Here is an 11,677-nt window from a genome sequence, read left to right as displayed (position 1 = left end):
GCCATGGAAGCGCTGGTCCAGCACTTCGGCGGCTGGGAGGGCGTCGCCTCGACCTTCGGGGTCACGGTGAGCACGGCAAAGGCTTGGGGCGCCCACCTGCCGCACGCTCGTTCGTTCGAAGCGCAGGTAAAGTCGGACGGCTTGTTCCATGCGCCGCGCGAGGGCTGAGATGATGGGGTTCGCTTGCAGATATGTGGCCGCGCTGATTGCGCTTGGGTGCCTGACGCTGCCTGGGTGTGTTTCAGTGCAGCATGACATTGTTGGCCAGGCCTCGGTGGTGGATGGAGACAGCCTCGAGATCCACGGCGAACGTATTCGCCTCTTCGGCATCGATGCGCCGGAGGCGCGCCAGGCCTGCACGCGTGACGGCCGGCCTTGGCGGTGTGGGCAAACGGCCGCGCAGCGGCTCGACGCGCTGATAGGCGGCCGCACCGTCCGCTGCGAGCCCCATGAAATTGATCTCTATGAGCGAGTCGTAGCCATCTGCTACGACGGCGAGGTCGACTTGAATGGTGCGCTCGTCGCAGAAGGACTGGCGCTGGCCTACCGCGACTTCAGCTGGCGATATGTGGCCGACGAAGAGGCGGCTCGCTCGGCGGGCCGGGGTGTATGGGCCGACGGTGTCCAGTTTGATCCGCCGTGGGAGTGGAGGCGACGAGGGCGGCAGTAGCCTCGACACGGTCCCACGGCTTCGGCTCTGATCTCTATTCGGCTCCTTGCCGAGTTTGGTGGACCAACAGGCAAGGTTGCTGGGGCAGTGGGTCACGCGACAGGCGATGGGGTATGTCGCGCCGAATTGAAGATGGCTGCACTGATATGATTGTGTGGGTGAAGCAAGCGGCTTCACCTCCGTCCAGTCTCACAGGATCTACCCATGGCGATCGATATTTCGAATCTCACCCCCCAGCAGCTCGATGAACTGATTGCGAGGGCTTCCGAGGCGAAGCGCAACCTCCACAAGCAGCGCATCAGCGATGTTCGGAAGAAGCTCATCCAGCTGGCCAAGGAAGAGGGCTATACCATCGATGAGCTTTTCGGGAAGGGCGCGAAGGGCAGCAAGGGAAGTGTTTCCGCGAAATACGCCAACCCGGCCGATCCGTCTCAGACATGGACTGGCCGCGGCAAGCGCCCAAACTGGTTCAAGAATGCCCTGGCTGCCGGTGCGAGCGAGGCGTCGTTGCTTGTCGGATAAGTAGATGCGTCCAGCGCCGGGACTTCCCGGCGTTAGGGGCGAACATTGGTGAAAACTGCTCTTTGGATGTCAAGAAACCAACCACTGCTGGCTCTTCGTGTCCCAGTCGAATTGATAGACGCGGATACCATCCTCTCAGAGCTTGGCGCATGGGAATTCCCGGCGTTCGGCGCGGTGACGATCGCGGACCTCGCGCGGCTTGATATGCGGCCGCACGGTGTCTATGTGGTCCACGATGAACAGTCGACCGTACGGTATGTGGGCAAGGCAACATCCCGAAGCCTCTCTGAAAGGCTGCCTGCACACCTTGATCCGCGGCCCGATGACTGGTTCAGTACGATACGCAAGCGAAAACTTGGAGCGTGATTGGCTGGCTGCGTGGCGAAGTCATGGACCGAGCATGACCTCGTCGATGTATCGGCGCAGTCAGCCCCGTGCTCGTCGTCGTGTAGGAAAATTCCTATTTGATGCCTGCCCTAGATGTCGTTTTAGTATGCGGCTGAGGATATGACAAAGAACCTCAGGGACCTCGCAACAGGAGGTCGCCGGAATGCAATCGAAGCTCAAGCAGGTCGTAAACCCCATGCTTGCGGAACTTCGACAGTTGCGGGAGATCCGGGGGTTATTCGGGCGGGAGAAGGGGATCAAGGCAGGGATCGATCCTTCGTCGGCCAGCCAAGCTGGCGGAGGCACTATAGGCCCCGACTGCCCTTCTGTATGCAGATGACGATTAGCTTGCAGCGATGATCCTTGTTTTCTACTCTGGGCTGATCCACCCGACGGCCCACAACCGCGAAGTCAGTGGCTGAGAGGTGCCGCCCGTGATGTGACCCCCTGCGGTAATCCTGCTCGCCGCCGTGCTCAAAGCCTGCAGACCAACGTAGCATCATACGGGAGGATAGGAACATTTCACCTACCGTCCTCCGCGAAAGTGTGGTACACAACTCGGGCACGAATTGCTATCGTGCGAATTGCGTGCGGGAAGCATGCATAGGGGAGGGGGATGATCGTCGTGCATCGTCACTGGTCACTACAGGGGCTAGCGTACCTCTGGCGATCACTGCCGCTGGCCGTAGTCGGCTTCGCGATTGGCGCGTGGATCGCGTACCCCGCCGGGCTGGCAGGCCGACCCATTGCGGGCTTCACGGTCGACGTCGGCGACATGTTGGAGCCTGGCTGGCTCGGTGCGAAAACCCCGGGCCTCGCGGATGCAGTCAACCGGCGCAATGAGCATTTTCGGCTCATCGATATCGACGCGAGTCTACGCGACATCGCGAACTGCACGACCGCTATCGTCAATGAGCAGCAACGGGTCGCTGTAGAGCAGCAAAAGGTGGCAGAAGCCCAAGCGGCGGTAAAGGAGTGCTACGCGGAAATCTATCCGAACCCAACGGAGGCGAGATGAATAGGTGGACAGTCCGACTAGTCGCGAGCGCGTGTTTTGCAATTGCAGGTATCGTTTCGGCGCAGTCGCCAGCGGCTCCGGACACGCCGCTGCAGCGAGAGTTGCGGCAACTCAAGGCCGACATCGCGACCCTGCACACTCGGATTGAAGAACGCGATCGCGCACTCGGCGTCACCCAGACGAAGCGCGACGAAGAGATCCGGGCGCTGCTCAACGGGCTGATGGTGGCGGTCACAACGAGCTCGCCGGACGCGTCCGAGGCCGTCGAGGCCACCGTCAAAGATGTCCTGACGCCTCAGAGTCCGCTGGGTATATGTGCTGCAGGGATAGGGTTTGACGAGGCGAGAGAGAAGCTCACCGATCCTACGAAACGGGCATCCTTGACTCCGCCGGAACTCGACCTCCTGCAGCGCGTGATTGGCGAGTGCACTCCCGAGTTCGCGTGCAATGACAAGCCCGCCGCGGAACGCGAGTCTTGTGAGAAAGATGTCGATCGCGACCGCAAGAAGCTGGCGTTGCTGCTGCGCCTGGCCGCAATTGCATTCATGGCATCGGGTGACTTCCAGACGGCAGCGCTGCTCATGATGGCGGCCGGTGCCATGGAAGGCGGCGATGGTGGCGGCGACAATCCTCCGAATCCGAATCGAGCTCCGACGCCCGTTTCAACGCAGGATCCCGATCCAACTCCCACTACGCGGTGTGGCTGGTGCGATGATCTGGGGGAGGGGTATACCGCACGTCAGGAAGGCCAGGTGTTCATCATCACTTTCCCGGACGGCAAGGTGCGACAGTTCAACTTGGGGAATGTGGTGGGAGCGAGTGGTGCACAGATCACCCTTGATCAAAACCGTGACACAATCACTCCATCCAGGAATGGAACACTCGTCTTAAAGTATTGCGGCGATCAGCAGCGCAACGCTGCCGGCGAATACGGCGGCTTTGACGAGTACACGCTGAGCGAGGGATCGGTCGTCCGGGCCACGAATTATAAGTCAATGCGAGCCTCGGGTGCTTCTTGCGGTGCCAGCGCGAAGGAGTAGCCAATGCGCGGTGCCGTCAGCGCCTTCAACGCGTCGGTTGTCGATCTGTTCTCGTGCGCGCTGCTGGCCATGTTAGTGATATGGGTAACGGCGATGGGCAGCGGCGCGGGTACGGCGCCGCTCTCGACAGACTCCGTGTTCGTCAGTATCGGCCAGTATGACGGCGAGGGCCACTTCACGGAAGCCACGGTCACCTACCTGGGCCTGCCGTGCAAGATGGATCAACCGCAGAGCGAGTGTGGTCGAACAGACTGGGAAGGCCCCGCGGGGCAATCGCTCGTGGTGCGGCGCGACGTGACGCTGACGCCAGCGGGGCGGCTGCTTACCGCGGTCGGCACTGGAATTACTCGTGGCTTCTCCATCGAAACCGACCACACACACTGCTCGTTCCCCGAGCACTTCATTAGCCTCGGGGTGGCGACTGCGAATGGCCATGTCATCGCGATCGACGACTTTCGTACGAGTGGCATCGGCGCCTTCAAGATGCGGATGACCTATATCCCTGGCGGATCTGTCGTGCTGGAGAGGTGCGACGAATACGGGGCGAACTGCAAGGCGTTCACTCATGGCACACCGTGAGGGCCCTGAGGTGTTTGGGTTGGCGGTCGTTGACCTTTTCACCTGTATGTTCATCATGGCGTGCGTCTTCTACATGCTGGAATCGCCCGGCATCGATATGGGGTCGGTTCCACCCACCGAGGGCGTTCTCATTCGCACGGGACGGCCAGCGCTCCTGCATATCCGCGTCACGACGGCGCATCGCACGATTCACTCGTGGGCCGACGTGGCCGGCATCCGTCGACTGGCGGATGAGTCGCTAGCATTCTTCCCGCGTCCTGGCGAGGCATTGCTGAAGGTGCAGCTCATTGCCGATCCGGGGTCGCATGCTTCCACCGTGGAAGTCCAACTCGAGGGTGGAGCATGCGGAGTCAGTAAGCACACGCTCGACGCGTCCACCCACTTCCGGAGGACCATCTCTTGCTGAGCGTGGCGGCGCTCTGGGTGGCGGTGGCGCTGCCGAGCGCGGCAGCCGAGACCCTTTGCATGGAACTGCGCGATGTTCCGAAAGTATTGGGAGCGCAGGTGGACACGCACGTGGTGTTCTCGCTCACAGCGTTCTGCCGCGGCGATCGAATTGCTGTGGTATACCCGCAAGGAGCGACGGCCGACCCCATCGAGCTGATTGACACCGCCGGCAATGGTCGACGCGTGGTCATCGATCGCGATCCAACAGTCTTCGTGGCGAGTACGACTCGGGTCGATCCGCACAGGAATCAGGTCGAAGATCAGCGGTTCTCGACGCCGCGAGAACAACCCGATTCCGCAATTCTCGCACTTGGGCGTGCTGTGGCTGCGCTGGGCAACGAAAGCGTCGCAGCTGGGTACCTCACGTCCCAGTATGCGGTCGTCGTCGGCGACCTCGGCGCGGCATCGGCATCGACGACCACGGACCAGACGATGCGCGTCCGGTATGTCGGAGGAAACGCCAAGCAGCTGGCGGCGGCAACCGCCGACCTGATGTCGGCCGGGCTGATCACTTCGGACGAGGTCCTCGCGTTAGTTCGTCGCGAAGACGAGCCAGGCAAGCCGTTGTTTGTCGTTACGACCGAGATTCCGCCCCGATTGCATACGTTGCGGATGGGACAACGCCCGGTGTCCCGAGTCTTGCCGGACATAGCTGCCCTTAGCCGTTTGGTCGTGGCTGCGGAGCAGGTAGAGAGCACCGGCGCGCGGACTCTGGTCGACGCGCACGCCGCGGAACTGCTCTACGCGTCGTGTGTCGTGAATGGAACGCATCTGCGCAAACGTCTTGCGACAATGGGACTGCCACAAGGGGGCGACGTGTTCATGCACTGCACAAGGGCGACGCCATGACCAAGAGCGAAGAGGGTGAAGCTCAAGAGACACCGCGGGACGCGGAGACCGGAAAATCCGCGATGATGTGGGAAATCCGAGGGCGCTTTGCTGCTGCTGCAAAGGTACTCGCGAACAGCAATCCGTCGAGCCGTTTGTCTTTGCTCTCTGCCACACTCTCCAATCTCCTGGGGGCAGTTCTTCTTACGGCGACGCTGTACTGGATCGTCTACGCTGTGGTCTGGACGCAAGACGACCCCGTGGCGCGGATTGCTCTCGTGGCGGCGACTCTGCCCCCGCTAGTTGAAGATGCGTCACTGACGGAAAGTGACGCCGATGAGACCGAGTCTGCCCCGGCCGTAGCGTCAACTGCAGACACCACGATGGCCCCGTCAGGACTGAAGCGCAACTGCGAGATTCATGAGCGTGCGACGCTCCGCCTGCAGGCTAAAGGAGAACATGCCCTCGAAGCCGTGATCACGCCATCGCCTGTGTGTACGAATGAGCTGCGGTGCGGGGCGTCGCACGCTGGTGAGTGCCGTTTCGATGTCTTGCACTTGAAACGAAATCTAATGGGGGTGCTCACCCCGGAGATGGAACTTCCCGTACAAGCCGTTGCCCGCGCGTACGAGTCGTTCGTCACATCTGATCTCGAACTCATCCAATGTACGACTTCGCAGCGACGCAGGGCAGAGGAGCGCGCCCTATGCCGCCGAACGAACCAGTTCGAGCGTCACTATGCGGCCGAGCTAGAGAGCCCTGGCTTCATCGTTCTACGCAAGCTGAATGGGCCGTTCCAGGTGCTTTCCATCATGGCCGCCGTGTTGTTGATTGTAATGGCCGGTCGTCATGCCAATGCGATGCGAGTGAGTCACGTTGAGTCGCTGGAGATGCGCGTGGAAGGTGAGGTGCGTCTACCCTGGCATTCTGCGAAGACGCCAGAGGAGGCCTACAATCAGTGGAATGGGTTTCTCCGCGAGCCAGCAAGGAACTACGAGATTACTGGGCAAGAAGTGTGCGACGCCTCACCCTACCTAGCGGCTCACGGAGCCGCCATCGTTGCAATGCACTCCGGGCACAACCCGTACGAGGCAGTGGACCGCACCATCGAGACCTTTCAGCGCAAGGCCGAGATCGCCGGCGGACTTGCCCGCTACTTGGTTTACGCAATACCGACCTTCGGGTTTCTCGGGACTGTGGTCGGCATGGGGCACGCGATGCGTCTGACCAGCATCGCGCAAAGCGGCGACCCTGCCCTGCAGGCCTATGCGCGAGCGGTCCTCGGCGATCATGTCGTGGTGGCATTCGACACTACAATGGTGGGATTGATTGCATCTCTTCTGGCGCTTGCGTTGCTTTACTTCTTGGGCCAGGTCACTGAATCGAACATCGAACGCGTGCGCCATGATGTTCATCGGTCGATGGCGGACGGCGATCTCAAGGAGTTGGTCAAAGCGGCCAAGGTGCCGGCGCCGGTGTACCACCCGCCGCCGCGCAGTCGCGGGCAGTGGGCGCTTCGTTCGAGCTCCGTGGCTGACGCGGACACCACGCGACGCCCCACGGGTTGGTTAGTGCGATTGCTGATGGCAGCGGTCTTGGTCGCGGCAGGTACCTTGTTGATGGCGCGCTACGGCGTCAATGTATCGGACGTGCTGCAGCTTTTTCAGGATTCGGTGTCAGAGCAGACCGCGCCAGCTTTGGAGCCGTAGGCCCTAGAGCGTCGGCCTACCAACCGATTCACACGCTTCGCGTCAGTGGACAGTCCGGGTTCGCAGGAACTACGCAGCTGCACCTCGGCCTAAGGTCGCTTTTCCGCGTCATGTCCACGATTGAAGCGAAATGCTGCGTGACTACGGGTGAGCGCGTCGGCGGGCCGTATGGCAGACAGGCCTTCTACCTTCTACTCTTTCTGTGAAGTTTCCAGTCGCAGTGAAGGCCGATTTTTGCAGGCCTACGACATACCCTAAATGGGCACCTTGAGAGCCGACGCAGCTTTATCAAGCAGCCACTGTTGGGGCGTGACCCCGCTACTGTTGTGAGCCAAACTTGGATTCCTTGGTCAACTCCCGGTGGTATGCGGCGTAGACTCCCAAGAATAGCGCCCCTTCCTAGTCCAGCCCAGGAGGTTCATGTGACTCGTCGATTGATTGCCTTGCTGCTGGCAACCGCCTGCTGGTCTGCGAGCGCGTCGGACGTTCAACTCCTGCTGGTGCGAAACGCCAAGTCGGACACCTCATGCGATGACGCCGTGTTTCATGGGCGCCTATTTACGGTGCCTATGGGCACCAGTCTCGAAGCAGTCGGTTCGACGCTCGGATTGACCCTGCTGACGCGCGTGCAGGAGCTGCCGTACGAGGACAACGCGCAAGGCGCGTCGGCGATCCCCGCTGGAACCTACACGGCCAAAGTGCGGACTGATGAGACTAAGAACTGGATGAAGGGAAAGCCGCATCGCGCCTGGCGCCTGGAACTCGACATGGCGCACAGGAGCGGCGTAGAGCGGAGCGCCATCCAGTTCCACTATGGTGAGGACCAGTCCTGGTCCAAGGGTTGTGTGATCCTGACCGGCAGCGCTCCAAGCAGGCCCTTGGTCTGTATGGAAGAGGACGCAGCGGACAGTCCCGATGAGGCGGTGGCTGCGGTCCGCATCTATGTGGAGAAGACCCTCGTGAAATCCGATGATCGCGTCGTCGTGCGCATCGTGGAGTGGCCCGACTCGTTGTAGGCGACCACTGCGGACGCACTTGGGCACTGCAGAGTTTTGTGTCACAGTCCTGCAGAGTTGATCGGCCAAACCTGCATAGTTGAGAAGGCCACCTTGCCGGTCCCGCAGAGTCGAGGACACCAAGTTGCCGGCGATGCAGATTTGGCGGTACCAAGTTGTCGGTACGCAGGCACTCGCCATGGATTGAGCGATCGGAGCATTCAGCGCGTCCTGCAGCTGACGTTGATGCTCAGCAGTGAGCCCCACTACCCATGTCGCGGCCGCAGCCGCCCGCGCTTCGACCTTGGCCTCATCTCTGGTCACGACAGCGTCCCCAGAGGAAATGTGATCGGCTGCCAAGGTCAGTGAGGAGTTCTGGGCAGCAACTTTTCAAGGGTTTCGTGGATGCGTTGCAGCTGCCCGATCAGAGCAGGGGGGGTGCGAAGGAGGTTGTCGCGCTCGTGGATGACGGCGCGCAGGTCGTCTCTCGCGCGGTTGAGGTCCACTTCGAGCTTCTCGCGCAGCTTGGCTTCCGCCGTGAGGGTCGCCACGGTCTTTTGGTGCTGAAGCAGGTCGCTGCCGCGCCGGTCGAAGTCTGCGCGCAGTGCTTCGAGCTTTTCGCGGATCGCTGCCAGCTCCGCTTCAGTCCGCTGGAGCTTCTCTGCGACATCCTTTGATGCTTGGGCGGCTTCGACCTGGCGCTCCCGCGACGCCGTGGCGTCTGCGCGTGCGGTGTTGAGATCGATCTCGAGAGTCGCTCGCTCCAGCACGAGGCCTTCGCCCCGCTTGAGGGCGTCTGCCAGTTGCGCTTGCAGCTGGCGGTAGCGCTCAGCTTCCAGTTCGTTCTTCTTCGCCTCTGCGGCGGCGTGCGCGCTTGCCGCTGCCAGCTCACCCTGAGACACCGCCAAGGCGTGCCTAGCGTCGGCGGCGGCCGCCAGTGCTTCTTCGACGCGCTTGTGCTGGGCTTGTGCCTCGGCGAGCGCCTGGTCGCGCTCTTTGGTGCGCTCCGCGAGGGTGCCTCGCAGATCCTGCGCCGACAGCTTGGCGCTGGCGACCTCGGCCTCCATGCCTGCCACGCGCTCCCCAAGGACTTGCTCGCGGGTCTCCAGGTCCTGCCGCAGGGCGTCCAGCTGAGCACGGGTGACTGCCTGCTGATCTGCAACCGAGCTGAAGCTCGCGCGAGCCGCCACCCGGGCTTCTTCCAGCAGGACATCCCACAGGTCTAGGAGGCGCTGCGGCAACTTGGCGCCGTCCTCGCGGCTGGCTAGGCCTCGCTGCAGGCTGCGGTTGAGCCAGAGCTGGCGCAGGTGCGGCGTGATTACGTTGGGGCTGCCACCGCCGAACACTTGGCGGATCGCGCGCACGCTCGGCGGCAACCCGTGTCCGGCCAGCAACAGCGCGATCTCGCGGACGTCATCGACGCTGATCGGCCTCTTGATGCGCCCCGCTGTCTGCACAAGCCAGACCTTCCGGACTTCCTCGATCCGGCGCTGGAAGACCAGGTCGCCGTCGGCAAGTGGCGTGCCGCTGTCGTTGACGGGCGTTTCGGACATGGTTGTGGCCTGCTGCGTGTTGGCGTCCTTCGCACTATACCCCTTTAATGAACGCGCGCGCTCGCAGGAAAATTACAAGATATTCGTTATGTACATGCTATCTCTCACGGTACAGGACATACCGACCGTGACAGCGGTACGCATGTCGTCAAGGGGAGGGAAGGTCACGCGCTTGGGGTTCGTGACCCGAGGCAGAAGTTCGCGCGACTGATTGAACCGCAAGCACTTTCTCTTCCGGAAACTCACGGGCGAGCCGCCGTCAAAAGCGCAGGTTCGCGCGCGCTCAGCTTTCGTGGTCAGAGCGCGCCGGCACTGGCCCCAGTGACTGGTGATCGCACTACCGAGCGGATCCCGAGGTTGGCCCTTCGGCGGCTCAGCGTCCCATTCCAGGCTCGATGCCATAGCGCGATGAACTGCACCACAAAGATCAGAAGTGCTTGTTCACCTCGGAAAATCCTAGGCCGCCGACGCCGACACTCTTGGCATGGAAGCCAAGAAACCCAGACCGTGATCGCGCTGGGCCGCTCGCCGGCGTTCAGCAATTGGTCGATAGCGGCATTGACCCGTTCTTGTGTGATGCCTCGTGGCGCGGGAACAACGTCCTACTGCGGTGCCCTACGCCGCACTTGACGTACTCGCGACAAGTGATGAACCACCAATTCGTGGCCAGCGTGAACGGCTCTATCCTAGCCGGTGGCGCCACGGACAATCCGGCCGCCCACTTGCTCGATCCGTCACAATGGCCCGGCCGGCGTTCACGTTGCCGCCGCACTTGAAACTGTGACGGGCAACCACCACCGATTGGGTCAACGGAGTGAGTCCGGCGCCAAGACCTGGGGTGAATCTGTCGCAACCTACGCGACAAAGTGGCGCGAGGCTGACTGTAGGGGGCACGCGAGTGCCTGGCACGAAGGGGCGCTTGGTCAGCCAGCCTGACCCGGTATAAGGAGCGATGCATGGGTCAGCACCACGTAGGACACAAGGAACTTGCGGCGTTCGCCGAGGACAAGGTGAACCTGCCGCACGAAATGGCACTCGAGTTGCGCGCGCAGGCGCGGCGGCTGCGGGAAAAGCTGGAGGTGTACGTTGGCGAACATCCCGACTTCACCCTGAAGAAGATGCAGCTGTCAGGCAGCCTAGCCAAAGGCACGGCCTTGCGGTCGCTCAACGACATTGACGTGGCCTGCTACATCAGCGGCGCCGAGGCCCCAAAGGATGTCTCCGCCCTGCTGGAGTACCTGGCTGCGCGCTTGCGCAAGGCCTTCCCGAACTTCAAGCCGGAACAGGTCAAACCCCAGACCTATTCCGTTACCGTCTCGTTCCTCGGCTCGGGCCTCGACGTGGACGTGGTGCCCATCCTCTACTCGGGCGACCCGCAGTGGTACGGCAACCTGGTAAGCCAGGACGACGGCTCCTTCCTTCGCACGAGCATCCCGCTTCACCTGGACTTCGCCAAGACCCGCAAACAGCGCCAAGAAAAGCATTTCGCCCAGGTCGTTCGCCTCGTCAAGTTCTGGGCAAGGCGCATGAAGGCCGAGAACGAAGGGTTCCGCTTCAAGTCCTTCATGATCGAAATGGTCCTGGCCAAGCTGTGCGACGAGGGCCGCGACTTCTCCGACTACCCGGAGGCGCTTCAACTTTTTTTCACCTACCTCGCGCGAAGCAATTTCCGCGAGCAGATCGCGTTTAGCGATTACTACCCGGCGAGCAGCATCCCGAGCTTCTCCGATCCGGTTCGGATCATCGACCCCGTTAACGCTGACAACAACGTGGCTCGGTTGTACACGAGCGCCCACGCAGACGCGATTGTCGATGCGGCGCTGGACGCGGGTGAAGCCATCGACGCAGCGCTGGCGGCCCCCACCAAGCATGAGACCGTCCGCTACTGGCAGAAGGTCTTCGGTTCCGCATTTCAGGGCTGAGTTGAAC

At 61.8% G+C, this 11,677-nt stretch carries 12 protein-coding genes; 11 read left to right on the top strand and 1 reads right to left on the bottom strand.

The genetic code is table 11. From position 1 onward, the window contains the following. The first annotated feature begins 3 nt into the window (after nucleotides 1-3). From ACIQ7H_RS17690 to ACIQ7H_RS17645, 10 genes are all read left to right on the top strand, one after another. Nucleotides 4-168 (top strand): Cro/CI family transcriptional regulator, encoded by a 165-nt coding sequence (locus tag ACIQ7H_RS17690; RefSeq protein WP_395793957.1) that lies wholly within the window; start codon nucleotides 4-6, stop codon nucleotides 166-168. A 25-nt stretch (nucleotides 169-193) separates the two neighbouring features. Continuing rightward, nucleotides 194-670 carry a thermonuclease family protein gene (locus ACIQ7H_RS17685; protein WP_395793955.1) on the top strand — a complete coding sequence of 159 codons (477 nt, stop codon included), beginning with the start codon at nucleotides 194-196 and terminating at the stop codon, nucleotides 668-670. Between the two features lie 204 nt (nucleotides 671-874). Next, complete coding sequence (locus ACIQ7H_RS17680) at nucleotides 875-1,192, top strand: H-NS family nucleoid-associated regulatory protein (protein ID WP_395793953.1); 318 nt, start codon at nucleotides 875-877, stop codon at nucleotides 1,190-1,192. A 1,003-nt stretch (nucleotides 1,193-2,195) separates the two neighbouring features. After that, the gene (locus ACIQ7H_RS17675; protein ID WP_395793951.1) at nucleotides 2,196-2,597 is read left to right on the top strand and encodes a hypothetical protein; all 402 of its coding nucleotides are present in this window, start codon (nucleotides 2,196-2,198) and stop codon (nucleotides 2,595-2,597) included. A 101-nt stretch (nucleotides 2,598-2,698) separates the two neighbouring features. Beyond that, nucleotides 2,699-3,637, top strand: a complete 939-nt coding sequence (locus ACIQ7H_RS17670; protein ID WP_395793949.1) for a hypothetical protein — start codon at nucleotides 2,699-2,701, stop codon at nucleotides 3,635-3,637. 3 nt (nucleotides 3,638-3,640) lie between these two features. Next, entirely contained in the window at nucleotides 3,641-4,216 is a 576-nt protein-coding gene (locus tag ACIQ7H_RS17665) for a hypothetical protein (protein WP_395793947.1), read from the top strand. 19 nt (nucleotides 4,217-4,235) lie between these two features. Continuing rightward, nucleotides 4,236-4,622: a hypothetical protein gene (locus ACIQ7H_RS17660; RefSeq protein ID WP_395793945.1), complete on the top strand. Its 387-nt coding sequence runs from the start codon at nucleotides 4,236-4,238 to the stop codon at nucleotides 4,620-4,622. After that, a complete protein-coding gene (locus ACIQ7H_RS17655) occupies nucleotides 4,616-5,512 on the top strand; it encodes a hypothetical protein (protein ID WP_395793943.1) in 897 nt (298 codons plus the stop codon). Before ACIQ7H_RS17660 ends, ACIQ7H_RS17655 begins: the two co-directional genes overlap by 7 nt. Continuing rightward, entirely contained in the window at nucleotides 5,509-7,200 is a 1,692-nt protein-coding gene (locus tag ACIQ7H_RS17650) for a MotA/TolQ/ExbB proton channel family protein (protein ID WP_395793941.1), read from the top strand. Before ACIQ7H_RS17655 ends, ACIQ7H_RS17650 begins: the two co-directional genes overlap by 4 nt. A gap of 434 nt (nucleotides 7,201-7,634) precedes the next feature. Further along, the gene (locus tag ACIQ7H_RS17645) at nucleotides 7,635-8,216 is read left to right on the top strand and encodes a DUF5675 family protein (protein WP_395793939.1); all 582 of its coding nucleotides are present in this window, start codon (nucleotides 7,635-7,637) and stop codon (nucleotides 8,214-8,216) included. A gap of 341 nt (nucleotides 8,217-8,557) precedes the next feature. On the opposite strand, the gene ACIQ7H_RS17640 is transcribed toward ACIQ7H_RS17645, so the two are convergent. Then, nucleotides 8,558-9,748, bottom strand: coding sequence for a DNA-binding protein (locus ACIQ7H_RS17640; RefSeq protein ID WP_395793937.1), 1,191 nt, complete (start codon nucleotides 9,746-9,748; stop codon nucleotides 8,558-8,560). A gap of 956 nt (nucleotides 9,749-10,704) precedes the next feature. On the opposite strand from ACIQ7H_RS17640, the gene ACIQ7H_RS17635 reads away from it, so the two are divergent. Further along, complete coding sequence (locus ACIQ7H_RS17635) at nucleotides 10,705-11,670, top strand: CBASS oligonucleotide cyclase (RefSeq protein ID WP_395793935.1); 966 nt, start codon at nucleotides 10,705-10,707, stop codon at nucleotides 11,668-11,670. Nucleotides 11,671-11,677 lie beyond the last annotated feature (7 nt).

Source organism: Aquimonas sp. (assembly GCF_044377145.1).
Taxonomy (GTDB): Bacteria; Pseudomonadota; Gammaproteobacteria; order Xanthomonadales; family Xanthomonadaceae; genus Aquimonas.
This window is presented reverse-complemented; position numbering and strand designations above follow the sequence as displayed.